This window comes from Streptomyces sp. NPDC060194, from assembly GCF_042728285.1.
GTDB lineage: Bacteria > Actinomycetota > Actinomycetes > Streptomycetales > Streptomycetaceae > Streptomyces.
In genome coordinates, this window is sequence record NZ_JBHWZH010000097.1 from 1 (window position 1) to 23,536 (window position 23,536).

General features: G+C 74.8%; 20 protein-coding genes and 1 pseudogene. 7 read left to right on the forward strand and 14 right to left on the reverse strand.

Going from position 1 to position 23,536, the window contains the following annotated elements; all coding sequences use genetic code 11:
• Window positions 1-47: 47 nt before the first annotated feature.
• Window positions 48-1,151: a calcium:proton antiporter gene (locus tag ACFWEG_RS20295; RefSeq protein WP_387216974.1), complete on the reverse strand. Its 1,104-nt coding sequence runs from the start codon at window positions 1,149-1,151 to the stop codon at window positions 48-50.
• Between the two features lie 126 nt (window positions 1,152-1,277).
• Between ACFWEG_RS20295 and ACFWEG_RS20300 the strand changes: the two are divergent.
• Window positions 1,278-2,444: pseudogene (locus ACFWEG_RS20300) on the forward strand (serine hydrolase domain-containing protein); the annotation flags it as partial.
• 62 nt (window positions 2,445-2,506) lie between these two features.
• Here ACFWEG_RS20300 and ACFWEG_RS20305 read toward each other — a convergent pair.
• From ACFWEG_RS20305 to ACFWEG_RS20320, 4 genes are all read right to left on the reverse strand, one after another.
• Window positions 2,507-4,075 (reverse strand): phytoene desaturase family protein, encoded by a 1,569-nt coding sequence (locus ACFWEG_RS20305; protein ID WP_387216977.1) that lies wholly within the window; start codon window positions 4,073-4,075, stop codon window positions 2,507-2,509.
• Window positions 4,076-4,189: 114 nt separating this feature from the next.
• Window positions 4,190-6,511 (reverse strand): tetratricopeptide repeat protein, encoded by a 2,322-nt coding sequence (locus ACFWEG_RS20310; RefSeq protein ID WP_387216979.1) that lies wholly within the window; start codon window positions 6,509-6,511, stop codon window positions 4,190-4,192.
• A 108-nt stretch (window positions 6,512-6,619) separates the two neighbouring features.
• Entirely contained in the window at window positions 6,620-7,129 is a 510-nt protein-coding gene (locus ACFWEG_RS20315; RefSeq protein WP_387216982.1) for a methylated-DNA--[protein]-cysteine S-methyltransferase, read from the reverse strand.
• Entirely contained in the window at window positions 7,126-8,595 is a 1,470-nt protein-coding gene (locus ACFWEG_RS20320; RefSeq protein ID WP_387216984.1) for a DNA-3-methyladenine glycosylase 2 family protein, read from the reverse strand. The genes ACFWEG_RS20315 and ACFWEG_RS20320 overlap by 4 nt, the downstream gene beginning before the upstream one ends.
• A gap of 117 nt (window positions 8,596-8,712) precedes the next feature.
• Between ACFWEG_RS20320 and ACFWEG_RS20325 the strand changes: the two genes are divergently transcribed.
• Together ACFWEG_RS20325 and ACFWEG_RS20330 are read left to right on the forward strand one after the other, a co-directional pair.
• Window positions 8,713-9,351 (forward strand): TetR family transcriptional regulator C-terminal domain-containing protein, encoded by a 639-nt coding sequence (locus tag ACFWEG_RS20325; RefSeq protein ID WP_387216986.1) that lies wholly within the window; start codon window positions 8,713-8,715, stop codon window positions 9,349-9,351.
• Window positions 9,352-9,520: 169 nt separating this feature from the next.
• Window positions 9,521-10,783: a hypothetical protein gene (locus ACFWEG_RS20330; protein WP_387216988.1), complete on the forward strand. Its 1,263-nt coding sequence runs from the start codon at window positions 9,521-9,523 to the stop codon at window positions 10,781-10,783.
• A gap of 173 nt (window positions 10,784-10,956) precedes the next feature.
• Here the strand turns inward: ACFWEG_RS20330 and ACFWEG_RS20335 are convergent, their stop codons facing one another.
• Window positions 10,957-11,721 (reverse strand): 2-keto-4-pentenoate hydratase, encoded by a 765-nt coding sequence (locus ACFWEG_RS20335; protein ID WP_387217021.1) that lies wholly within the window; start codon window positions 11,719-11,721, stop codon window positions 10,957-10,959.
• Between the two features lie 359 nt (window positions 11,722-12,080).
• Between ACFWEG_RS20335 and ACFWEG_RS20340 the strand changes: the two genes are divergently transcribed.
• Together ACFWEG_RS20340 and ACFWEG_RS20345 are read left to right on the forward strand one after the other, a co-directional pair.
• Complete coding sequence (locus tag ACFWEG_RS20340) at window positions 12,081-13,322, forward strand: cytochrome P450 (protein WP_387216990.1); 1,242 nt, start codon at window positions 12,081-12,083, stop codon at window positions 13,320-13,322.
• Window positions 13,319-14,128: an SDR family NAD(P)-dependent oxidoreductase gene (locus ACFWEG_RS20345; protein ID WP_387216993.1), complete on the forward strand. Its 810-nt coding sequence runs from the start codon at window positions 13,319-13,321 to the stop codon at window positions 14,126-14,128. Before ACFWEG_RS20340 ends, ACFWEG_RS20345 begins: the two co-directional genes overlap by 4 nt.
• A 158-nt stretch (window positions 14,129-14,286) precedes the next feature.
• Here the strand turns inward: ACFWEG_RS20345 and ACFWEG_RS20350 are convergent, their stop codons facing one another.
• The 8 genes from ACFWEG_RS20350 to ACFWEG_RS20385 all read right to left on the reverse strand — a co-directional run bounded on the left by ACFWEG_RS20350 (window position 14,287) and on the right by ACFWEG_RS20385 (window position 21,617).
• On the reverse strand, window positions 14,287-15,882 hold the full coding sequence (locus tag ACFWEG_RS20350) for a SpoIIE family protein phosphatase (RefSeq protein ID WP_387216995.1): 1,596 nt from the start codon (window positions 15,880-15,882) through the stop codon (window positions 14,287-14,289).
• Window positions 15,879-17,663 carry an ATP-binding protein gene (locus tag ACFWEG_RS20355; protein ID WP_387216997.1) on the reverse strand — a complete coding sequence of 595 codons (1,785 nt, stop codon included), beginning with the start codon at window positions 17,661-17,663 and terminating at the stop codon, window positions 15,879-15,881. The genes ACFWEG_RS20350 and ACFWEG_RS20355 overlap by 4 nt, the downstream gene beginning before the upstream one ends.
• The gene (locus tag ACFWEG_RS20360; RefSeq protein WP_387217000.1) at window positions 17,660-18,727 is read right to left on the reverse strand and encodes an ATP-binding SpoIIE family protein phosphatase; all 1,068 of its coding nucleotides are present in this window, start codon (window positions 18,725-18,727) and stop codon (window positions 17,660-17,662) included. The genes ACFWEG_RS20355 and ACFWEG_RS20360 overlap by 4 nt, the downstream gene beginning before the upstream one ends.
• Complete coding sequence (locus tag ACFWEG_RS20365) at window positions 18,715-19,137, reverse strand: anti-sigma regulatory factor (RefSeq protein ID WP_387217002.1); 423 nt, start codon at window positions 19,135-19,137, stop codon at window positions 18,715-18,717. The genes ACFWEG_RS20360 and ACFWEG_RS20365 overlap by 13 nt, the downstream gene beginning before the upstream one ends.
• Window positions 19,134-19,511: an STAS domain-containing protein gene (locus tag ACFWEG_RS20370; protein ID WP_387217005.1), complete on the reverse strand. Its 378-nt coding sequence runs from the start codon at window positions 19,509-19,511 to the stop codon at window positions 19,134-19,136. Before ACFWEG_RS20370 ends, ACFWEG_RS20365 begins: the two co-directional genes overlap by 4 nt.
• On the reverse strand, window positions 19,508-20,356 hold the full coding sequence (locus tag ACFWEG_RS20375) for an STAS domain-containing protein (protein ID WP_387217008.1): 849 nt from the start codon (window positions 20,354-20,356) through the stop codon (window positions 19,508-19,510). The genes ACFWEG_RS20370 and ACFWEG_RS20375 overlap by 4 nt, the downstream gene beginning before the upstream one ends.
• Before the next feature lie 360 nt (window positions 20,357-20,716).
• Window positions 20,717-20,875, reverse strand: coding sequence for a hypothetical protein (locus ACFWEG_RS20380; protein ID WP_387217010.1), 159 nt, complete (start codon window positions 20,873-20,875; stop codon window positions 20,717-20,719).
• Window positions 20,876-21,101: 226 nt separating this feature from the next.
• Window positions 21,102-21,617 carry a universal stress protein gene (locus ACFWEG_RS20385; RefSeq protein ID WP_387217013.1) on the reverse strand — a complete coding sequence of 172 codons (516 nt, stop codon included), beginning with the start codon at window positions 21,615-21,617 and terminating at the stop codon, window positions 21,102-21,104.
• Between the two features lie 210 nt (window positions 21,618-21,827).
• On the opposite strand from ACFWEG_RS20385, the gene ACFWEG_RS20390 reads away from it, so the two are divergent.
• Both ACFWEG_RS20390 and lysA read left to right on the forward strand, forming a co-directional pair.
• Window positions 21,828-22,193 carry an SAV_915 family protein gene (locus ACFWEG_RS20390; RefSeq protein ID WP_387217016.1) on the forward strand — a complete coding sequence of 122 codons (366 nt, stop codon included), beginning with the start codon at window positions 21,828-21,830 and terminating at the stop codon, window positions 22,191-22,193.
• Window positions 22,190-23,527 carry a diaminopimelate decarboxylase gene (gene lysA / locus ACFWEG_RS20395; RefSeq protein WP_387217018.1) on the forward strand — a complete coding sequence of 446 codons (1,338 nt, stop codon included), beginning with the start codon at window positions 22,190-22,192 and terminating at the stop codon, window positions 23,525-23,527. The genes ACFWEG_RS20390 and lysA overlap by 4 nt, the downstream gene beginning before the upstream one ends.
• Window positions 23,528-23,536 lie beyond the last annotated feature (9 nt).

The following is a 23,536-nucleotide window of genomic DNA, read 5'->3' on the forward strand; positions in this document are numbered from 1 at the left end:
CGGCACGGATGCGTGCGCGGGCGGCCCGGCGGGTCACGGCCGGCACGTCACGGGCTGAAGGAGAGGAAGACGAAGGCGGCGAACAGCGACATGTGGACGCCGCCCTGCAGGAGGGTGGCCCGGCCGGGGACGACGGTGAGGCCGCTGACGACCGCGGTGAGCGCGAGCAGCACCAGGTGGATGGGGTCGAGGCCGAGGACCAGGTCGCCGGGGAGCCAGATCGATGCGAGCGCGATGGCCGGGACGGTCAGGCCGATGCTGGCGATCGCGGACCCGTAGGCGAGGTTGAGGCTGGTCTGCATGCGGTCGCGGCGCGCGGCGCGGGCCGCGGCGAGGGTCTCCGGCAGCAGCACCATGAGGGCGATGACGACACCCACGACGGCGTAGGGCAGGCCGGCGCTCTCGACGCCGTTCTCGATGGTCGGCGAGACGAGCTTGGCGTTGCCGACGACGGTGACCAGGGCGACGAGCAGCAGGACGAGGCTGAAGAGGGTCGCGCGGTTGCTCGGCGGCGGCGCGTGCTCCTCGGGGTCGGAGGGCTCGTCCTCGCGGGCGACGGGCAGGAAGTAGTCGCGGTGCCGGACGGTCTGGACGGCGACGAAGAGCCCGTACAGGCAGAGCGAGGCGACGGCGGCGAAGGCGAGCTGGCCGCCGGTGAACTCCTGGCCCTGGGCGCTGGTGGTGAACGTCGGCAGGACGAGCGTCATCGAGGCGAGGGTGACGACGGTGGCGAGCGCGCCGCCGGAGCCCTCGGCGTTGAAGACGACGGTCCGGTTGTGGAACGCGCCGATGAGCAGGCAGAGGCCGACGATGCCGTTGCAGGTGATCATCACCGCCGCGAAGACGGTGTCCCGGGCGTAGGTGGAGGTCTTGTCGCCGCCGCCGGACATCAGCATGACGATCAGGCCGACCTCGATGACGGTGACGGCGACGGCGAGGACGAGGGAGCCGAGGGGTTCGCCGACCCGGTGGGCGATGATCTCGGCATGGTGCACGGCCGCGAGGACCGCGGCGATGAGCAGGGCGGCGATGACGCCGACCGCGAGCCCGGGGAGGTCTCGCCCCCATCCCAGGACGAGCGCGACCACGGCGAGCGCGGGCGCCCAGGTGGTCCACTGTCGAACAGGCGATGTCAGGGTGGCCGCGCTCATAATGATCAGTGTGCCGGATGACCTGCGCGGACGCCCGGACCGGGGCGCATTCGTGAGATCAGTCACAGAACGTGACGAGGGGAACTCGTCGAGGAGGGGTGGGGCGTGGGGCGGATGCTCGGGGTGGGGTCTGCGGCGGAGGCCGGGCTGCTCGGGGAGCCGCTGGCGCGGCTGGTGACGGAGGTCGAGCGGTTCACGGGCCCCTCCCCCGTGCATCCCTGGTGTCCGGGCGGGGTGGTGCTCGCGGGGCGCGGCAGCACGGTCGCGCTGCACCACGCCTTCGGGTACGCGGTGCGGTACGCGGGCTACGACGAGCGGGCCGGTGCGGCCGTGGAGCTGCCGCGGGAGCGGTGGGTGCGGACGACGCGGGAGACGGTGTACGACCTGGCGTCCGTCTCGAAGGTGTTCACGGCCCTCCTCGTGGTGCAGCAGGTGGAGCGCGGGGTGCTGGAGCTCGACGCGGAGGTCGCGACGTACCTGCCGGAGTTCGGGGCGGCGGGCAAGGAGCGGATCCGGGTGGGGCAGCTGCTGACCCACACCTCGGGGCTGCGGCCGGAGCTGGCCTTCTACGACCGCGCGACCCCGCAGGAGCGGGAGCGGCTGTTGTGGCGGGAGGCGCCGGTCGCCGCGCCGGGAGCCGCGTACGTGTACTCGGACCTGAACCTGATCGCGCTGCAGTGGCTGCTGGAGCGGGTGACGGGGCGCGGTCTGGAAGCACTGCTCCATGACGGGATCACCGCTCCGCTCGGCATGCGCCGCACGCGGTTCGCCCCGCCGGCCGACCGGCTGCCGGGGATCGCGGCGACCGAGGACGCGCGGGGGCCGTGGGCGAAGCTGGACCGGGGGCCGGTGCGGGGCGAGGTGCACGACGAGAACGCGTACGCGTTCGGGGGCGTGTCGGGGCACGCGGGGGTGTTCTCCGACGCCTGGGACCTCGCGGTCCTCGCCCGCGCCCTGCTGGACGGCGGGAGCCACGGCTCGGCCCGCATCCTGTCGGAGGCGTCGGCGGAGCTCCTGTTCACCGACTTCAACGCGCACCTGCCCGGGCACGGCCACAGCCTCGCCCTCGACCTGGACCAGCCCTCGTACATGGGTGAGCTGTCGGGCCCGCGGTGCGCGGGGCACACCGGCTTCACCGGCACGAGTCTGGTCCTCGACCGGGACACCGACACGTTCCTGGTGCTGCTGACCAACTCGGTGCACCCGGTGCGGACCTGGCGTGCGGGGCACGGGCCGCGGCCGGTCGCGGCGAGCTGGCTGGCGCGGGCGGTCCCGGAGCGCGTCGGGCGCGGCTGACGGGGGGGGCGGCTGACGGGGCGGGGCTGGTGCGGCGAGGCGGCCCCGGAGGCGGGCGGTCAGCGGCCCAGCGCCGCCATCGCCGCGTTGTGGCCCGGCACACCGCTGACCCCGCCGCCGCGCATCGCGCCCGCCCCGCACAGGAACACGTTCGGGTGGGCGGTCTCGACGCCCCAGCGGCCGGAGTCCTCGGTGGCGTACGGGAAGGCGAGGCCGCCGTGGAAGATGTGGCCGCCGGGCATCCGCAGGTCGCGGGCGATGTCCTGCGGGGTCTTCGCCTCGATGCACGGGCGGCCGTCGACGTCGCGGGCGAGGCAGTCGGCGAGCGGTTCGGCGAGGTGGTCGTCGAGCTCCGCGAGGGCCGCGGCGAGCAGGGCGTCGCGGGCGGTGTCGTGGTCGGCGTCGAAGAGCCGGGCCGGGGCGTGCAGGCCGAACAGGGTGAGGGTGTGGTGGCCGCTCGCGGCGAGGTCCGGGCCGAGGACGGAGGGATCGCTGAGGGAGTGGCAGTAGATCTCCGAGGGCGGGGCGGCGGGGAGCTTCCCGGCCGCGGCCTGCGCGTGGGCGGCGGCGAGTTGCCCGTAGCCCTCGGCGATGTGGAAGGTGCCGGCGAAGGCGTCCCTGGGGTCGACGTGGGGGTCGCGGAGGCGGGGCAGCCGGGTGAGCAGCATGTTGACCTTGAGCTGGGCGCCCTCGGCGGGCGGGGGCGGCTCGGCGCCGAGGAGGTCGGCGAGGACGTGGGGGGAGGCGCCGACGAGCACCTGGTCCGCGGTGACGGTCCCCTCGCCGTCGGGGGTGCGGAAGCGGACCTCGGCGGTGCGGCCGTCGGTCTCGACGGCGAGGGCCTCGTGGCCGGTGGCGAGCTCCGCGCCGGCGGTGCGGGCGGCGGTGGCGAGGGCGTCGGTGAGGGCGCCCATGCCGCCGACGGGGACGTCCCAGTCGCCGGTGCCGCCGCCGATCACGTGGTAGAGGAAGCAGCGGTTCTGGGCGAGGCCGGGGTCGTGGGCGTCGGCGAAGGTGCCGATGAGGGCGTCGGTGAGGACGACGCCGCGGACGAGGTCGTCGTCGAAGTGGGCCTCGATCGCGCGGCCGATCGGCTCCTCGAACAGCGTCCGCCAGGCGTCGTCGTCACCGATGCGTGCGCGGAGGGCGGCGCGGGTGGGGAGGGGTTCGGTGAGGGTGGGGAAGACGCGGCCCGCGACGTGCCGGGTGGTGGCGTAGAAGCGCTGCCAGGCGTCGAACTCGCGGTCGGAGCCGGTGAGTCGGGCGAAGGACTCGCGGGTGCGGTCGCCGGCGACGAGGAGTCCGGTGGGGCGGCCGGAGCGGGTGGTGGGGGTGTAGGAGGACACCTCGCGGCGGCGCAGGGTCAGGTCGATGCCGAGGTCGCGGAGGATGTGCCGGGGCAGCAGGCTGACGAGGTAGGAGTAGCGGGAGAGGCGGGCGTCGACGCCGGCGAAGGGGCGGGTGGAGACGGCCGCACCGCCGGTGGTGTCGAGGCGTTCGAGGAGCAGGACGGAGCGGCCGGCGCGGGCCAGGTAGGCGGCGGCGACCAGGCCGTTGTGGCCGCCGCCGATCACCACGGCGTCGTAGGCGGCTCGGGTGGGGGCGGGGGTGGCTCCGGGTGCGGGCATGGGGTCTTGGTAGCACGCGGGGTGCGGTGGGGACAGTGGGGCGGGCGTCGGACGCGCGGGCGGCGTGGGGGTCGGCGCGTCCTCGCGGCGGGGGGCGGGTGGGCGGCCGTGGGGTCAGCGGGCGGCCGCGCGGCGTTGGCGGAGGGCGGCGACGCGGCGGTGGAGGGCGGTGGCCTCGGCGGTGCGGCCGAGCTGTTCCAGGCAGTGCGCCTCGTCGTTGCGGCTGGTGAGGGTGTCGGGGTGGTCCGCGCCGAGGACGCGTTCGCGGGCGTCGGCGACGCGCCGGTAGGCCTCCAGGGCGTCCGCCCAGCGGCCGAGCCAGCCGAGCGCGACGGCGACCTCGCGCCGGCTGACGAGGGTGTCGAGGTGGTCGGCGCCGAGGACCCGTTCGCGGACGGCGAGGACGTCGCGGGCCTCGGCGAGGGCCTCGTCCCAGCGGCCGAGGCGGCCGAGGTTGACGCCGAGCCCGTGCCGGGCGCGGAGCGTCTCGGGGTCGTCGGGGCCGTGGGCGCGGGTGCGGGCGTCGATCAGCTCCCCGTAGACCTGGAGGGCTTCGGCGCTGCGGCCGAGTCGGCCGAGGCTGATGCCGACCTCGTAGCGGGCGGCGAGCGTCTCGGGGTGGTCGGGGCCGAACGTGCGGGCGCGGGCGGCGGCGACGTCGAGGTAGGTCTGGAGCGCCTCGTCCCAGCGGCCCAACTGCCCGAGCGCGTAGGCGACCTCGTAGCGGGTGACGAGGGTGTCGGGGTGGTCGGGGCCGAGGACGCGGGCGCGGGCGACGGCGACGTCGCGGGACATGCGGTAGGAGTCCTCCAGGCGGCCGAGCCGGCTGAGGTTGAACGCCAGGTTGTGCCGGCAGCGCAGGGTGTCGACGTGGTCGGGGCCCATGGTGCGTTCGCGGGCGGCGAGCACGGAGGCGTAGGCCTGGTGCGCCTCGAAGTGCCGGCCGAGCTGCCCGAAGACGTACGCCATCTCCTGCCGGGCGGCGAGCGTGTCGGGGTGGTCGGCGCCCAGGGCGCGTTCGCGGCCCTCGGCGACCCGGCCGTACTCGCGCAGGGCGTCGGAGGCGCGGCCGGTGCGGCTGAGGGTGAAGCCGATCTCGTACCGGCTGGCGAGGGTGTCGGGGTGCTCGGGGCCGAGGAGGTGCTCGCGTTCGGCGGCGACCGCGCGGTGGGTCTCGCCGGCCTCCTCCCAGCGGCCGGCGCGACCGAGGCCGAGGCCGGCGTTGTGGCGGTCGACGAGAGCGGCGAGCACGTCGGGGGCCGGGGTGGGGCGGCGGGGCGGCTCGGCGGGCCGGCCGGGGCCGAGGGCGGGCAGGACGGCGACGCCGGGGCGGGGGGTCCAGGCGCCGGTGAGGCCGGTCAGGCCGTCGCCGGAGGCCGGGCCCTGGGCCGGGTCGGGGGCGGCGGCGCGCAGGGCGGCCGCCCCCGGGGCCTTCTGACCGGTGGTCATCCCGCGGGTCCAGGACGGGAGCCGGGGCGCGTCGGGCGCCGGTCCGGTGTCGGGGGACGGACGCGAGGGGGTGGGTCGGGGGGCGGGGGGCAGGGCGAGCCGGCGCGGGGCGGCGGCGACCGCGGGGCGGTGGCCGTGGCCGCGTCCCTCGGCGATGCGGCGGCCGAGCTCGCGGGCGTCGGCCGGCCGGCCGCGGGGCGCCTTGGCGAGCAGGTCGAGGATGATCCGCTCGACGTACTCGGGGAGTTCGGCGCGGTGGGTGCGCGGCGGCTCGGGCGGGGTGTCGCGGTGTCCGACGAGGACGGCCCAGGCGTCGCCGAGGTCGAACGGCGGGACGCCGGTGGAGATCTCGTACAGGACGCAGCCCAGGGAGTACAGGTCACTGCGATGGTCGACGTCGTGGCCGCTGATCTGCTCGGGCGACATGTAGTGCGGGGTGCCCATGGCGATGCCGGTGCCGGTGAGGCGGGAGGTGAGGCCGATGTCGCGGCCGAGGCGGGCGATGCCGAAGTCGCAGATCTTCACCGTGCCGTCGGTGAGCCGCATGATGTTGGCGGGCTTCAGGTCCCGGTGGACGATGCCCTGTTCGTGGGTGTAGGCGAGGGCGGCGGCGACCTGTTCGGCGATCTCGACGATGTCGTCGACGGGGAGCGGGTGCGCCTTGTTGTCCTCCAGGAGCTGGCTGAGGTTGCGGCCCTCCAGGAGTTCCATGACGAGGAAGAGGACCCCGTCGTCCTCGCCGAAGTCGTGGACGACGGTGATGCCGCGGTGCTGGAGGGCGGCGGCGACCCGTGCCTCGCGGCGGAAGCGTTCGCGCAGCACCCGGGCGAAGGAGTGGTCGCGCTGGGGGCCGAGCGGTTTGAGGCACTTGACGGCGACCTGGCGGCCCAGCGACTCGTCGCGGGCGCGCCAGACCTCGCCCATCCCCCCGCGGCCGATCTGCTCGATCAGCCGGTACCGGCCCTGGGCCAGCGTGGTCTCCCCCATCGCCTGCTGTCGCCCCCGTCGGTGCTCGCTCCGCCCTCCCCGCCCGGCCACCAGTATGGCTGGCGTCGCGGGCGGTGTGCACCGGGCACGGGATACCGGGGCGGGGTGTCAGCCCGCGAGGAGGGCGCCCTCGAGGACCAGCAGCCGCTCCTTGCTGGGGATTCCGCCCGCGTACCCGGTCAGCGCGCCGTTCGCGCCGATCACCCGGTGGCAGGGGCGGACGACGAGCAGCGGGTTGGCGCCGATCGCGGTGCCGACGGCGCGGACGGCGGCGCGGGGTGCGCCGATCCGGGCGGCGAGGGCGCCGTAGCTGACGGTGGATCCGTAGGGGATGTCCTCCAAGGCCTGCCAGACGCGGTGCTGGAAGGCGGAGCCGCGGCCGGGGGTGAACGCGAGGTCGAAGGAGGTGCGCCGGCCGTCGAAGTACTCGCGCAGTTGCGCGGCGGCGGTGTCGAACGCGGCCGGGTCGTGGGTCCAGTGGTCCTGGACGACGGCCGGGCGGGCCTGCGCGGGCAGCGAGAGGGAGGTGAGCGCGGTGCCGCCGGGGGCGGTCGGTACGGGCTCGCCGACGAGGAGCAGCGGGCCGAGGGGGCTGTCGAGGGTGGTGTGGACGGTCACGGGTGGTCGCCTCCGGTGGGGCTGGGTGCGGTGCGGAAGTGGTTCCAGAGGTGGTGCTGGGCGTAGGAGCGCCAGGGCCGCCAGTCGGCGGGGGTCGTGGGGTCGGCGCCGAGCTGGCGCGGGAGGTGGGGGTCGGGCAGGACGTCGGGGTCGCCGAGGGCGCGCATGCGGATCAGTGCGGCGGTACGGGCGTCCATGTGGCGCAGGGTGAGAAGGTCCTTCTCGGTCCGGTCGCGGTCGGTGCCGGGGTCGAGGCGGACGCGGCCCTCGGCGAGGGCGGCGGCCAGTTCGCGGACGGCGTCGCCGGGGTCGGCCGGGTCGGGGGCGGTGGTCGGGGCCGTGGCGGCGAGGGCCTCGGGGGTGGGGAAGAGGTGGGTGAGGGCGCCGTCGGGGGCGGGGAGGGGGTCGCCGTGGGCGGTGACGAGGACGGCCGCGCGGGCGCGGGCCTCGTCGGGGGTGGTGCCGCGGGCGAGCAGGGCGCGGACGGCGAGTTCGTCGGGGTCGGCGGCGCCCGGCGAGCGGAGGCCGGGGGTGGCGGCGACGAGCGGGGCGAGCAGGGGGTCGGCGCCGAGGTGTTCGGCGACCGAGCAGGGGTCGGCGTCGAGGTCGAGGAGGCGGCGCACGCGCCGGGTGGCGGTGGTGAGGTCGCGCAGGTCGGTGAGGTGGAGCCGGCAGTCGAGCCAGCCGGAGCCGCCGCCGCGGCCGCGGCGGGCGCGTTCGTCGGCCTCCGCGACGGCGGTGCCGTGCGGGAGGCGCAGGGTGCGCCGGTAGGTGCGGGCGCCGGGCCGGCCGGTCAGCTCCTCGACGCCGGGGACGGCCCGCCGGTCGAGGTGGTCGAAGACCTGCCCGGCGGCGTAGGGGCCGCGGAAGGCGAGGCGCAGCGGGATGCCGCCGGAGGCCGGTGGCGGGGGGCCCGCTCCGTCCCGGAGCTGGGTGGGGGTGGCGGCGTAGACGGCGCGGACGGTGTCGTTGAACTGGCGGACGCTGGCGAAGCCGGCGGCGAAGGCGATGTCCGTGGCGCGCAGGCCGGTGGTGCGCAGCAGGATCCGGGCGGTCTGGGCGCGTTGGGCGCGGGCGAGCGCGACGGGCCCGGCGCCGAGTTCGGCGGTGAGCTGCCGCTGGACCTGGCGGGTGCTGTAGCCGAGCCGTGCGGCGAGTCCGGGGACGCCCTCGCGGTCGACGACGCCGTCGCCGATCATGCGGACGGCTCGGGCGACGGCGTCGGCGCGGACGTCCCAGGCGGCCGAGCCGGGGACGGCGTCGGGGCGGCAGCGGCGGCAGGCGCGGAAGCCGTGGGCCTGGGCGGCGGCGGAGGTGGGGAAGAAGCGGGTGTTGGTCCGGAGCGGGGTGGTCGCCGGGCAGCTGGGGCGGCAGTAGATGCCGGTGGTGGTCACGGCGAAGAGGAACTCCCCGTCGAAGCGGGCGTCGCGGCTGGTCACCGCCTCGTACTTGCTGTCCTCGTTCATCACACCCTCCACTGTGCGGCACCGGGCGGGGTGCGGCTGGCGGGAATCGGACACGACGTTCACGGTGGGGGGCGACGCGGGCGCGGGTGTGATCAGCGCACCCGTAGACTCCGCCGGGTGAGCGAGCAGCAGAAGAGGCGGACCAGGGCGACGGAGCCGCGGGCGGCGCGGCCCTCTGCGACGCGGCGGCGCGAGGAGATCCTGCGGATCGCGATGGACGCCTTCGCCACCCGCGGCTACCAGAACGCGTCGCTCGCGGAGATCTCCGAGCGGGCCGGGCTGACCCAGGCCGGCGTGCTGCACCACTTCCGGTCCAAGGCGGGGCTGCTGACCGGGGTGCTGGACCTGCGGGACCAGTCCGACATCGCCCAGCTGGGCCCCGAGCGGCCGCACGGGCTTGCCTTCCTCGAGCACCTCGTGGACACCGTCCGCAAGAACACCGAGCGGGAGGGGATCGTCCGCCTCTACGCCGTGCTGTCGGCGGAGAGCGTGACCGAGGGGCACCCGGCGCAGGAGTACTTCCGCGACCGGTACGCGGGGCTGCGCGCAATGGTGGCCGAGGCGCTGCGGGAGGCCAGGGAGCTCGGCGAGGTACGGGCGGACCTGGACGTGGAGCAGGTGGCATCGGCGGTGGTCGCGGTGATGGACGGGTTGCAGATCCAGTGGCTGCTGGCCCCCGCGGGGGTGGACATGACGGCGACGACGCAGCTGGTCATCGACGCGCTGCTGGGCCGCGGGAGCGCCGACCCGGCCTGAGTTGCGGGGCCCGTTGGCGGGGCGAAGACTTGGTGGGGAGAAGCCGTCCACCGTCGAGCCGCTGAGCTCCGGTGAGGCCGGTCGGCGCGGTCGGCCGCACACGGCACGTATCCCTCTTCGAATCGCACCTGGACCCGCCATGACCCATCAGGCTCGGCGAAGGATCTCTTTGACGGTCGGAGCGTCGTGCCTGGCCGCGGCGCTCGCCGTGCCGGTCGGCGTGAGCACGGCCGTCGCGGCCCCGCCCGCGGTCGGCACGCAGGTTCCCGCGGCGGAGCCGGACCCGCCGGTCCCGCCGGAACCGGACCCCGACCAGCAGGAGCAGGAACAGCAGCCCGAGGAGCAGCAGCAGGAACCCGAGCAGGAGCAGCAGCCCGAGGAACAGCAGCAAGAGCCCCAGGAGGAGCAGCCCGAGGAGGAGCAGCAGCAGGAGCCGCAGGAGGAGCAGCAGGAACAGCAGGAGCCGCAGGAGGAGCAGCAGGAGCCCGAGGGCGAGCGGCAGGGGGTCACCGAGGACGAGCAGCAGGAGGTCAAGGAGCAGGCGGAGAAGGCGCCGGAAGTCGTGAAGGCCGACCTGAACCAGGTCCTGACCGACACCTTGAAGATCATCAACAACCCGAACACGTCGCCGTCGGAGAAGTCGCAGTACGAACAGATCGTGAAGGACATCAGCACCACGCTGAACCTGATCGACGACCCGAAGACGTCCGCGGCGGACAAGGCGCTGTACACGAAGTCGCTGAACGGGGTCACCCAGGCGCTGAAGATGGCGCAGGACCCCGCGAGGTCCGCGGTCGAGAAGGCTGCGTACCGGGACATCGCCGACGACATCGCGTACTTCACCTACAAGCTGCAGAGCGCGGACACGTCGGCGGAGGACAAGGCCTACTACAAGGCCAACGTCGAACTGCTCAGCGACGCCCTGATCGCCATCGGCAAGGGCGAGGCGGAGGACACCGAGGACACGAAGAAGGTCGAGACGGGTGTCGGGAAGACCACGGACGCGGTGAAGGCGGCGACGGACCCGAAGACCGCGCCGAAGGACGAGCAGGACCGCAAGGCGGTGCAGGACGTGCTGCAGGCGCACAGCAAGGCGCTGGCGACCGCCGTCGACCCGGACGCCTCGGACCGGGAGCGGCAGGACGCGCAGGCCACGGTGAACGCGCTGGACGGGGCGTCGGACGACTCCGCCTACCAGGACTTCCTGGCGGAGGTGAAGCGCCTCGGCGCTCCCGAGTCGTGCGTGGAGAAGATCGAGAGCCGCACGAACGACACCGGGTGGCCGGAGGGGACCCTCTGGGGCCTGTCCGACCCGTCCTGCGACGACACGGTCGCGGCCGGCGTCAGCGAGGGAGGCACGTGGGGGCCGCTGTTCCAGTGCGTGGCCGACAAGCCGTTCTCGCAGTGCGTGGGCGTCGCGCGGAAGGAGTGAGGCCCGGCGGGGTGCGTCGCGGACGGCGGCGGCGGTCGTGAGGACCGCCGCCGTTCCGCGCGCGGGGGCGGGGCGGGAGGCGGCTCAGGTGTCCCGGTCCGCGTTCGCGGTGCGGGTGCCGAGGCCGTCGGCGCCGACCTGGAGTTCGGAGGGGGCCGTGGGGGCCGGGGAGGCTACTTCTTCGCCGGGGGGAAGCGGACGGATACCTCGCCCAGGCCGGTGAGTTCGGCCGTGAAGACGTCGCCGGGGGCCACCGGCACGACCGGGCCGAGGGCGCCGGTGAGCACGACGTCGCCGGCCCGCAGCGGGTCACCGAGCCGGGCGAGGGTGACGGCGAGCCAGCGGGCGGCCAGGAGCGGGCCGCCGAGGCAGTCGGCGCCGCTGCCCTGCGAGACGGTCTCGGTGCCGCGCCGCATCAGCATCCGCACCCCGCTCAGGTCGCCGTCGCCGGGCAGGGGCGGGCGGCCGTCGCCGCCGAGGACGTACAGGCCGGCGGAGGCGTTGTCCGCGACGGTGTCGACGAGGGTGATGTCCCAGTCGGCGACCCGGCTGTCGACGATCTCGAGGGCGGGGTGGAGGCGGGCGACGGCGGCCCTCACGTCGTCCGCGCCGCAGTCGGGGTCGGTGAGGTCCGCGCCGAGCACGAGGGCGACCTCGGCCTCGATGCGGGGCTGCAGCAGGCGGGCGAGGTCGGCCTCGCCGCCGTCGGGGACCTCGGCGTCCGCCAGGAGCGCACCGAAGTCCGGCTCGTCGACGCCCAGTTGGCGCTGCACGGCCGGGGACGTCAGCCCGATCTTGCGGCCCGCGACGCGGCGGCCGCCGGCGGCGGCGCGCTCGAGGTTGCGGCGCTGGACCGCGTAGGCGGTGCCCACGTCCGAGGTGCCGATCAGGGCGCGGACCGGCGGGCAGGGGACGCGTTCGCGGGCGGCCGTCCACAGCGCGTCGGCGGCCGCGCGGAGCCGGGCGTCGTCCCGGGTGCGGTCCCTCGGCGGGCCGCCCGTGACGTCGTCCCCGCTCCTGCCCGCCGTGCGCTCCACCGCGTTCCCCCGCCCTCGCCCCGCCGGGGCGCTCCGCCCCCCTGACGCGGCCCAGCATGTGCGGCCGGCCGGGCCGGCAGGAGGGCGGCGTTCCGCTGAGCGAATCGGGTCGGTGGGCCGGAACGTTCGGAGCTGCGGGTGACGGAACGCGCGGAGGGGGTACGCAGTGGTGCGTACCCCGCCGGCCCTGACGACCGTGCGATGAGCCGCGCGCCGGGGCCCCGCGCCCCTCGCGCCCGAGACCTCAGACGGAGACCGATGTGGTCGACAGCACCCTGGCCCTGATGACGAACGGCTACGCCTGGCTGCCCGACCGCCGTCGGCGCGGCGGCGGCGCACCGGTCCGCACCCGCCTGCTGGGCAGGGACACCGTCGCGATCCACGGACCGGACGCGGTCCGGTTCTTCTACGACGACCGGCACGTCCGCCGCAGCGGCGCGCTGCCCGGTCCGCTCCTGGACACCCTGTTCGGGCGCGGCGCCGTGCACACGCTCGACGGGCGCGCCCACCGGGTGCGCAAAGCCCTGTTCGTCGCGCTGCTGGGGGACCGGGGCGGGCTCGACTCCCTGGCCGGGCACCTGCGCCGGGAGTGGGACCGCGCGGCCCGGGAGTGGATCGGCCGGGAGCGGGTCGTGCTCTTCGACGAGGCCGCCGTCGTCCTCACCCGCGCCGTCTGCGCCTGGGCCGGGCTGCCGCTCGCCGACGAGGACGCGGCGGGGACGGCCCGCGACCTCGTCGCCATGGTCGACGGCTTCGCCTCGGCCGGCCCACGCCATGTCAGGGCCCGCCGCGCCCGCGCCCGGCAGGAGGCCCGACTCGCCCGGCTGGTGCAGGCGAACCAGAGCGGCACGGCGGACGAGCCCGCGCCCGTCGGCTCGGTGCTCGCGACCGTGGCCGCCCACCGGGACGCCGACGGCCGGCTCGTCGACCCGCACACCGCGGCCGTCGAGATCCTGAACGTGATCCGGCCCACCGTGGCCGTCGCCTGGTTCCTGACGTTCGCCGCGCACGCGCTCCACCGGTGGCCGGAGCACCGCAAGGCGGTCGCCGACGGCGATCCCTCTTGGGCGCGCGCCTTCGCGCACGAGGTCCGCCGCTTCTACCCGTTCGCGCCGTTCGTCGGCGGACTCGCCGCGAAGGACCTCCGCTGGGAGGGGCAGGACATCCCGGCGGGCAGCCTGGTCCTGCTCGACCTGTACGGGCAGAACCACGACCCCGCGCTGTGGCCCGAGCCGTACGCCTTCGACCCCGGTCGCTTCCTCGGCCGCGAGCCCGACCGGGACACGCTCGTGCCGCAGGGCGGCGGCGACCCGGACACCCAGCACCGCTGCCCCGGCGAGGACGTCACCCTGACCGTGCTGGAGACCCTCGTCCCGCGCCTGGCCGCGCTGGAGTACGACGTCCCCGACCAGGACCTCCGCATCCCGCTCGACCGTGTTCCGACGGCGCCCCGCAGCGGCTTCGTCCTCTCCTCCGTACAGCAGAAAGGGATCAGTTCATGAACGGCATCCGACCCCTGGCCCTGGTCACCGGGGCCTCCAGCGGCATCGGGCACGCGCTGGCGCGTCAGCTGGCGGAGCGCGGCCACGACCTCGTCGTCAACGCCGAGGACGACATACGGCTGCAGGTGGCGGCGCGGGAGTTCCGGGAGGCGGGCGCCGAGGTGGAGGTGGTCCAGGCGGACCTCTCCGACCCCGACCGGGCGGAGGCGCTGCTCGCCCGCGTCGAGGCCCTCGGCCGGCCGCTGGAGGTCGCCGTCCTCAACGCGGGGGTGGGCAGGGGCGGGGCGTTCGTCGAGACCGAACTGGCCGACGAACTGGAGATCATCGACCTCAACATCAGGTCGACGGTCCTCCTGGCCAAGCGGATCCTGCCCGCGATGGTCGCGCGCGGTGAGGGCCGCGTCCTCGTCACCTCGTCCATCGCCGCGACCATGCCCGGCTCGTTCCAGGCCGTCTACAACGCCTCCAAGTCGTTCCTGCAGTCGTTCGCCGAGGCGCTGCAGAACGAGCTGAAGGACAGCGGCGTCACCCTGACCTCGCTCATGCCGGGGCCGACGGAGACGGACTTCTTCCACCGCGCCGACATGGACGACACGAAGGTCGGCCGGCAGCACAAGGACGATCCCGAGCAGGTCGCCGCGCAGGGCCTCGACGCGCTCTTCGCCGGCAAGCCCAAGCGGGTCGCCGGGTCCGTCCGGACGAAGGCGCAGGGCCTGGCCGACAAGGTCCTCCCCGATCGCGCCAAGGCCCAGGCGCACCGCACGATGGCCGAACCGGGTTCGGGACGCGACCAGCAGGACGACTGACGGCCGGCCCGGGCAGGACGGCGCTCCTGCCCGGGCCGACGGCCCTCCACGGCCCCCGGCGCTCCGCGGCACGGGCGTCGCCCCGACCCACGGGGCCGATGCGGCGCTCCTCCGGCGGGCCTCGCGGGGGCCGCTTCGGGGGCGGTCGCCGCTTCTGCCTACGTGAGGCGGATGGCCATGAGCGCGACGTCGTCCTCGCCGTCGGGCGGGAAGCGGTCGAGCAGGAAGTCGCAGACGTCCCCTGGGTCGTGCGGTGCCTTGGCCATGGCCTGTTCGAGGTCGGCGAGGCTCACGGCGAGGTCGGTGCCCCGGCGCTCCAGGAGGCCGTCGGTGGCCAGCACGATGTCCGTGCCCGGTTCGAGCGTGAGGGTGACGGGCGGGGGCTGCCGCAGGTTCAGTCCGAGGAGCGGGCCGTGTTCGTGGACGAGGGTGACGGCGCCGTCCGGGGTGCGGACCACCGGGGGAAGGTGTCCGGCGTTCGCGAACTGCACCGCGCCGTCCTCGCCGATGAGCAGCACGCACAGGGTGGCCGCGGACAGCGGCTCCGAGCGGCTGAGCAGGAAGTCGAGCCGTTCGAGGACGACCTGCGGGGGGTGCCCCTCGAGGGCGTAGGCGCGCAGGGCGTGCCGCAGTTCGCCCATGACGACGGCGGCGTCGAGGGAGTGCCCGGCCACGTCTCCCACGGCCACCAGCAGTCCGGCGTCGGTGGCGAGGGCTTCGTAGAAGTCTCCGCCGATCTCCGCGGTCGCGCTGGCGGGGAGGTAGCGCACGGCGAGCGCCGCCCGCGGTGTCGTGGGGAGGGTCTGCGGCAGGAACGTGCGCTGGAGGGTGAGGGCCAGGGTGTGTTCCTCGTCGTAGGAGCGCAGGGCCTCCAGGGCGCGGGCGAAGGTCTGGGTGAGCTGGGCGAGGAGGTCGTGGTCGTCGGCCGTCAGCGCCTCGGCGGGCAGCGCGATACTCAGCGGCGGGCGGGCCGCCTTGGGGCGCGCGACGGTGACCAGGAGTTCGGTGAAGGGCGACAGGCACGCCGGACGCTCGGGCCAGAGGGCGGCGTCGAGGTGGTGGACGGTGGCGGAGCCCGCGGGGAACCGGTCGTGAAGGATCTCCTCCAGGACCGGCTCCGGGACGGGGCGGTCGTCCGGGGTGCCGCAGGCGGTGCTGCAGGCGTGCCCGGGCCGGCCTGCCAGGTCGGTCAGCAGGGCGGCAGCGGGTGCGCCGAAGATGCGGGAGGCGCCGAGCGCGGCGGCCTGGGCGAGGTCGCGGGCGTTCCGGGCTTCGTAGAGGGCCGAGGTCGCCCGGTTGAGCTCGTCGAGGCGGTGGGCCAGCTTCTCCGCCCGCCGGCGTGCACGCGCGTAGCGGAGGGTCGCCGAGACCGTCGCCACCAGTTCGGTGGGGGTCAGCGGCTCGGTGAGGTAGGCGTCCGCGCCGCGGTTGAGGCCCTGCGTGCGGTCGCCGGCGCTGACCGCCGACGCGGAGACGTGGATCACCGGCAGGCCCGCGGAACCGGGCGCGGACTTGATCTGCTCGCACACCTCGAAGCCGGACATGTCCGGCAGCCGCACGTCGACGACGGCGATGTCCGGCCGGGGACCGCTGCCGTCGACGAGGGCGAGGGCGTCGGTGCCGGTGGCGGCCTCGACCACCGTGTGGCCGGCGCGCCGCAGTCCGGTGGCCAGGACGTAGCGCTTGGTGGCGTCGTCGTCGACCACCAGGATCAGGGCGGGGCCGGTGTCGAACGCGGCGTCGAAGTCCTTCACGAAGCGTCGTCCTCGTCGGGGCGTGCGGAGGGGTGGGGGACCAGGAGGCGCGCCAGGCGCCCTGCGGTCAGGTCGGTCTTCCCGAGGACGGCACGTGCGTGCGCCAGGCGCGAGCGGTCCAGGGTGGTGTGGTCGGTGGCGGTGAGCAGCAGCACGGGGATGGGGGCGAGTTCCGGGTCCCGGGCGAGCTGCTCCAGGAGCCGGTAGCCGTTCGGGGGCGGCATGAACAGGTCCAGGAGCACGGCCTGGGGCCGATGGGTGCGGATGGTCGTCATCGCCTCACTGCTGCGGGTGACCTCGGTGACGCTGTCGGCCAGGGTCTGCAGCACGGGGCGCAGCGAGTCGAGGAAGACCTGGTCGTCGTCGACGACGACCAGCGACCGCAGCCGCGGCAGCGGCGTCTCGTCGGAAGCGGCGGGCCCCGCGTCGTCGAGGACGATCCGCGCGGGGAGCTCCACGGTCACCCGGGTACCGGCCCCCGGGGTGCTCTCCAGCGCCAGCCGCCCGCCGAGCAGCTCCGCCAGCCGCCGGGCGTAGGGCAGCCCCAGGCCGGTGCCGGGGCGCCCCGCCTGGTGGGGGCCCCGGACCTGGTAGAACTCCTCGAAGACGCGTTCCTGCTGGTCCGCGGGGATGCCGGTGCCGGTGTCGGTGACGGTGAACGTGAACCACTCCCGCTCGGCGCGCACCTCGCAGGCGACGTCGAGGCGCACTTCGCCGGCGGTGGTGAACTTCAGGCTGTTGGACAGCAGGTTGCGCAGGATCCTCGTCAGCATGACCTCGTCCGTCACCAGCGGGCAGGGCGGGTCCGGGTCGGGGATGACGAGGCCGACGCCGGGCGGGACCGTGCCGCGCAGGACGCCCCTCAGCTGGTGCAGCAGGGTGCGCAGGTCGGTGTCGGCGGGGACCGGTTCCAGGCGGCCCGACTCGGCCTTGGCCACGTCGAGCAGTTCCTCGACCAGGGCCAGCAGGGTGCTGCCGGACGCGGAGATGAGGGAGATCTGCTGGCGCTGCTCCTCGGTCATGTCGTGGCCCTCGGGGTCGAGCAGCAGGCGGGCCAACCCGATGACGTTGTTGACCGGGGACCGCAGCTCGTGGCTGACGTTGGCCCAGAAGCGGGTCTTGGCCTCACTGGCCATGGCGAGCTGGTGGGTCTTCTCCTCAAGCTCGGCGTAGAGCGCGACGACCCCGGTGTTGGTGGCCTCCAGCTCGCTGGACAGCTCCGTGTACAGGGCGACCACGCCCTGGTTGGTCTCCTCCAGTTCGGCGTTGAGCCGCTGCAGTTCCTCCTGCTGGGCCCGTGACTGCTGCAGAGCCGCCAGGAGGTCGTGGTTCTGGCTGCGTAGTTCCTCGCTCATGTCGATGCCCCCGAGCCCCCTCAGAGCCGCACGGACGTGGGCGGCCTGGTCGGCCGGCCGCTCCCCCGACGTCGGGAGCCGCTGGGTCAGCGTCAGGGACCGGGGCGGCGTGCCGGAGTAGCGGCAGTCGTCCAGCAGCCGCTCCGCGGCCGTGATCACGTCGGCGGACGGCGCGGACTCCCCGCCCCACTGGAAGGAGGCGACCAGGCGCCGCTCGGCGTCGCCGGAGAGGACGAGGCGGGCGACGAGGCCCGGAGCACCGACCAGGTCGCGCCCGACCTCGCTGAGGACCGTCGCGAGCCGCACCGCGTCCCCGCCCTGCATGCCGAGGGCACGGCACAGGGCCTGGCCGTGCCGCCGCAGGACGAAGACGTCGCGCTCGGCCAGCACGGGCAGGACGACGAGCGTGGCCTCGGGGGCCGTCACCGGAGCGCCGACCTCACCACGACCACGCCGGCGTCGTCCCTGCGCACGCCCGCCTGGGCGAGGACCTGGCCGGCGATGACGGCGGGGTGCCGGGAGGGGAGGCCGGGGAACTCGGTCGGATTCCAGCGGTCGCTCAGACCGTCGGAGTGCAGGACGAGGACCGCACCGGGCGGCAGTTCCGCCTCGTGGGTCCGCAGCTGCGGGAGGTGGCTGCCGACGATGCCCGGACTGGAGAGCAGCGCGCTGCGGGTGACGCCGTCCCATACGAAGGCACTGACGTTCCCCACCCCGCACAGTCGCACCCGCCCGCTCGCGGCGTCGACCTGCGCCACGGCCAGGGCGGCTCCCCGCGTGCCCTTGAGCCCGGCGTGGAGCTTGCGCACGAGTTCGGCGGGCTCGCCCGTGGGGGACTGCCGGAAGACCTGGCGCGCCCGCTCGCCCACCCGGGCGGCCAGCGGACCGTGTCCCAGACCGTCGCAGAGCATGACCGTGACGCGGGCGGCCTCGCCCGACGCCACGTCCCGCTCGTGCGCCGCCCACGTGTCGCCGCACACCTGCTCACCGCTGATGGGCCGGCTCAGGCCGTCCACCGACAGGGCCGACGAAGGGGGGGAGGTCGCTGGGCCGTGAGCACTCGCCCGCATCCGGAAACGCGCGAGGAGGACGGTCCCCCTGCCGGGCAGCGAGTGCAGGTCGAAGGTGTCGGCGAGCCGCCGGATCGCACCGAGGCCCACCCCCAGTGTTCCCGACGTGGAGTGGCCGTCGGACAGAGCGGACGCGATGTCGGCGATGCCCGGGCCGTTGTCCAGGGTGAGCACGTCCACCGACGTCTCCCGGCGGTGCGCCAGGCGCAGGCCGAGGGCGCCGTCGGACGCGTGGCGGAGCAGGTTCGTCGCGGCCTCGGTGACGGCGAGCGAGAGGTCGGCGGTCCGCCGTTCGTCGAACCCCGCGCGCCGGGCCAGGGCGGCCGCTTCCCGGCGGGCCACCGACTCGAGTGCGACGTCCGCCCGCAGCCAGGTGATGTCGTCGGCCTCGATGGTCATGCCGGTCGTCACCGCGTCCACTTGACCACCGTCACCGTGGTGCCGGCGCCCGGTGCGGAGACGACGTCGAAGTCGTCCACCAGGCGTCTGGCCCCGCTGAGACCCAGCCCCATGCCCTGCCCCGAGGTCCAGCCGTCGGTCAGCGCGAGGTCGAGGTCGGGTATGCCGGGACCGGAGTCCACGAACTGGATCTTGATGCCGCGCTTGCCGCTCCGCGTCAGCACACTGGCCCGCATGACGCCTCCGCCTCCGTAGACCAGCGTGTTGCGGGCCAGCTCGCTGGCGGCCGTGACGAGCTTCGTCTGGTCCACCAGCGAGAGGCGGTGGAGCTGGGCCGACGTGCGGACCTTCTGCCGGGCCTTGACCATGTCCCCGCTGTCGACGATCGGGACCTCTTCGACATCCGACTCCTCGGCGCCGGGGAAGTTCATCGCGGGGCCGAGGACGGGCCCCAGGCACGCCTGAGGTAGACGATGCCCTGCTCGAGGTTGAGAGCGGTGTGCACCCCGTCGAGCGACAGGCCGAGTTCCACCAGGGTCATCGCCACGGCGGGGCGCATCCCGACCACGACGGTCCGGGCGCCCAGCAGGCTGCAGATGGAGGCCACCGTGGCCAGCATGCGGCCGACGAAGGAGTCGACGATCTCCAGCGCGGAGATGTCGATGATCACCCCGCGCGCGCCGGTGGAGGTGACGCGGTCCGAGAGGTCCTCCTGGAGGTTGAGGACCATCTGGTCCTCCAGGTCCGTCTGGATCGAGACCAGCAGGACGTCGCCGATCGCCAGGACCGGTACGCGGTCGGTCACAGCAGGCCGCCGCTCTGGGAGGCGCGGTCCTGGTCGATCTGCGCCAGCGCGTCCCGCAGCGCGCCGGCCAGCGTGGCCCGGGTGGGGATGTCGCCGAACTCGATGCCGAGCGCCACGATGGTCTGGGCGATCTGCGGGCGGATGCCGGAGATCGTGCACTGCGCGCCCATCATGCGGGCGGCGACGACAGTCTTCAGCAGGTGCTGGGCGACCTGGGTGTCCACCGTCGGCACACCGGTGATGTCGATGATCGCCTGCGTCGAGTTGGAGTCGATGAGCGCCTGCAGGAGCTTCTCCATCACGACCTGCGTGCGGGCCGAGTCCAGGGTGCCGACCAGCGGCACGCCGACGATCCCGTCCCACAGCTTCACCACGGGGGTCGACAGTTCGAGCAGCTGCTCGGCCTGCGCGGAGATGATCTCCTCGCGGGTCCTGGCGTGCTCCTCCACCGTGAACAGGCCCATCTCGTCGATCAGACGGGACAGGTGCAGGTAGACCCGGACCTGTTGCGCGTCACCGTTCAGCGACGGCTCCAGGACCTCCTTGAGCGCGAAGACGCTGACGGCGGTCTCGCGGGGGCTGAAGCCCTGCCGGGCACGGTTGCGGGAGAGTTCCACGAGGAGGCTGCGGATCTCGGAGAACTGCTCGTCCTTCAGGGTGCGCCCGCCCTGGCCGAGGCCGCCGGTCAGGGCCCCGTAGAGTTCCCGCAGCTCCCGGTCGAGCTCGGAGCTGGAAATGCGTCCCGCGAGGGAGGCTTCCACGGTCCTGAGCCACTGGGCGCCGAACTCCTCGCGCTGAGCGACCAGCACGTCCACCAGATGGTGGAAGTCTTCCTCGAGCCCCATGCCGTCCACTCCTCCGAAAATACTCTCGTCATTTCGCCTCAGGGAGCTTACGGCACCTCCAGCGGCCCACGACGCACGACAGCGCTCCGTCCGCGGTGGGCCCCGTCGCTGCGGGGCGCGTGTCCGACCGGGCCACCGCTGAGCAGGCCGAAGGCGTCGGCGACCCGTTGCAGCCGAGCCGTCGTGGGCTCGTGCACGCCGATCCACGCGAACCGCCCCGACCGGCCGTCGACATGTCCATGACCGTGTCCAGGGCGACGCTTCCGGGCAGGCGGCAGCCGTCGGCGTACAGAGCGCAGTCCACCACCGCCCGCGGCATGCCGCCGACGCCTTACCGCCGCCCTCCGCCCGTCATCCCGGTCACGGGCGCCAGATCAGCTCGACGAGGGTGGCCACGAGCAGGAGTGCCGCTCCGGTGACCACCAGACCGATCCCGTCGGTCGTGGCTCCGACCACGACCAGGAGCACGGCCGCCGCGAGGACTCCGCGCACCATGAGCCGGAGCTGGAGTTCGGACACGGGCTCCCCTTCGTACGACGTGGTGGGCCGCTGCGGTGAGAATCACTCGCGACCCGTGCGGCGGGGCCGGGTCCGGGCATCGGCCCGAGGTCCGCGCCGTCGGGTCGGTGGCGCTCGGCGGCTCCCGGACCGTCCCGGACCACGGACAAGCCTCCCTCCCCCGCGAGGCGATGGCCAGGGTCCTTGACGCGATCCATACAGTGCTCCCGGAGCACGCCCTGCGCCCTCAGAGCTGGGCCTTTCCCGCCGGACCCGGCAGGCGGCGCCACGGCGCGCGGCGCATCGCGGTGAGTTCGGCCTCCAGCGGGTTCGGAGGGACGGCGAGGACGGGGCAGGACGCGTGCGCCAGGCAGTGGACCGCGACGGGCGTCCGCAGGGCGCCGAGGAGCCGGCCGCGCCGGCCCGTGCCGACGACGAGGAGGTCGTCGGGCGAGTGGACGGCGTCGACGAGTGCCGGTCCAGGCATGCCGCGGACGGCGAGTGCGGTCAGTGCCGTTCCGGGGCCGTGCACGGCGAAGGCGGTCTCGAGGGCTGCGCGGAGCCGCTCGACGGAGGCCTCCCGGCAGGCGCGGAACACCGCCGGGTCGCACGAGCAGCGCCCGCCGTACCCGGTGCCGGGCGCGTGCCAGGCCAGGACGGCGCACAGCTCCGCGTCCCGTTCGCGTGCCTCGGCCGCCGCCCGGTGCAGGGCGGTGAGGCTCCCCGGCGATCCGCTGACCCCGACCACGACTCTGTGCCGCACGGTCCCGCTCCTCCTCCGGTGTTCCGCACCGATCCCGGTCCGGAACTCCATTGAACGGCCGTTCCGCGGCCCGCGGCGTCAGTGATCCGTAGGGAAGTGCCGAATGCCGTCAAGGTCCCGTCAGGCGGGGGGACATGCACACCCGCGGCGGGCTTAGCGTCGAGCTCAGGCGCTCCGGATCGGCCGAGCGCACTCCCCGAGGAACGGCCCATGTGTCTCTTCCGCTACGACGACGACCCCGACCCCGACGAACAGGCCCCGGTCGGGCTGCTGCACGTTCCTGTGCGGATCACGGCCGCAGGTACGACGCTGCGCGTCTTCCGCACCCCCCTGGGCGAGCGGACCGCGGTCGGGTTCACCCGGCCCGAGCTCCTCACCGCGACTCTGGGCGACAGTCAGCCCGCCGTCCGCCTCGCCGAGTCGGCGGTCCGCGCCCTCACCGGGCCGCTCGGCGTGACCCGGCTCGTCGTCGACCCGACCCTCTCGGCCCCCGCGGCCGCCGCGACGACGGTGCGCGCCGTCCGGCAGCCCGTCGCCGCGCTGCACCTCGTGCCCTCCGAGGAGACGCCGTCATGACCGCTCCCGTGCGCATCGACGCCCCCGCCCGGCCGGACGAGCTGTCCGTCTGGCCCGCCTCCACCGTCCGTCGGCCGAACGGCGACCTGAGCGTCGGCGGGGTCGCGCTCACGACCGTGGCCGCTCATTTCGACACCCCGGTCTACGTCCTCGACGAGAACGAGGTCCGCACCCGCTGCCGCACCTACCGCGCCGCTTTCCCGGACGCCGACGTGCTCTACGCGGCCAAGGCGTTCCTCTCCCGGGCGATGGCGCGGTGGGTCGACGAGGAGGGGCTCGGGCTCGACGTCTGCTCGGCGGGCGAGCTGTCCCTCGCGCTCGCCGCCGGCTTCCCGCCGGAGCGGATCGTGCTGCACGGCAACGCCAAGGCCCCGGCCGACATAGAGACAGCCCTGGCGGCCGGCGTCGGGCGGATCGTCGTGGACAGTCCCTCGGAGATCGCGCGGATCGCCGCGCTGGTCGGCCCCGACGGGCGGCAGAAGGTCATGGTGCGGGTGGTGCCGGGCATCTCGGCCGGCGGCCACGAGAAGATCCGCACCGGCACGGACGACCAGAAGTTCGGCCTCTCCCTCACCGACGGGTCGGCCCAGCACGCCGTCGCCCGGGTCCTGGGCCAGCCGCAGCTCCACCTCACCGGACTGCACTGCCACATCGGCTCCCGGATCACCGAGGTCAAGCCGTACCTGGCGGCCCTGCGCCGCATGGTCGGGCTCATGGCCCGGATCAGGGACACCCACGGCGTCGTCCTGACCGAACTCGACCTCGGAGGCGGCCACGGCGTCGCCTACCGGCCCGGCGAGCCCGCGCTCGACCTCACCGCGCTCGCCCGCCGGGTCCGCACCGAGCTCGCCGCTAGCTGCACCGCGGCCCGCCTGCCCGTCCCGCGGCTCACCGTGGAGCCGGGGCGGGCGATCGTCGCCCCCGCCGGCGTCGCCCTGTACCGCGTCCTGACCGTCAAGCACTCGGCGACGTCCCTGTTCGTCGCCGTGGACGGCGGGATGAGCGACAACCCCCGGCCCGCCCTGTACGGGGCCCGGTACGCGCCGCGCCTCGTGGGCCGGGCCTCGACGGCGGAACCCGTCACGGCGACCGTCGTGGGCCGCCACTGCGAGGCCGGGGACGTCCTCGCCCCCGACGTGGCGCTGCCCGGCGACGTACGGCCCGGGGACCTGCTGGCCGTCCCGGTCGCCGGCGCCTACCAGGCGTCGATGGCCTCCGCGTACAACCTCGTCGGCCGGCCTCCGGTCGTCGCGGTCGACGGGGGCCGGGCGCGGCTGCTGGTGCGGCGCGAGACACAGGAGGACCTCCAGCGGCGCGACGTCGGACCCCGGTGACCCCTCCGG

Coding starts and splice junctions, on each gene's coding strand:
- ACFWEG_RS20305 (WP_387216977.1), bottom strand. CDS start 4,075: ATGCCCGCACCCGGAGCCACCCCCGCCCCCACCCGAGCCGCCTACGAC.
- ACFWEG_RS20320 (WP_387216984.1), bottom strand. CDS start 8,595: ATGAACGAGGACAGCAAGTACGAGGCGGTGACCAGCCGCGACGCCCGC.
- ACFWEG_RS20310 (WP_387216979.1), bottom strand. CDS start 6,511: ATGGGGGAGACCACGCTGGCCCAGGGCCGGTACCGGCTGATCGAGCAG.
- ACFWEG_RS20345 (WP_387216993.1), top strand. CDS start 13,319: ATGAACGGCATCCGACCCCTGGCCCTGGTCACCGGGGCCTCCAGCGGC.
- lysA (WP_387217018.1), top strand. CDS start 22,190: ATGACCGCTCCCGTGCGCATCGACGCCCCCGCCCGGCCGGACGAGCTG.
- ACFWEG_RS20375 (WP_387217008.1), bottom strand. CDS start 20,356: ATGGGGCTCGAGGAAGACTTCCACCATCTGGTGGACGTGCTGGTCGCT.
- ACFWEG_RS20295 (WP_387216974.1), bottom strand. CDS start 1,151: ATGAGCGCGGCCACCCTGACATCGCCTGTTCGACAGTGGACCACCTGG.
- ACFWEG_RS20365 (WP_387217002.1), bottom strand. CDS start 19,137: ATGAACTTCCCCGGCGCCGAGGAGTCGGATGTCGAAGAGGTCCCGATC.
- ACFWEG_RS20390 (WP_387217016.1), top strand. CDS start 21,828: ATGTGTCTCTTCCGCTACGACGACGACCCCGACCCCGACGAACAGGCC.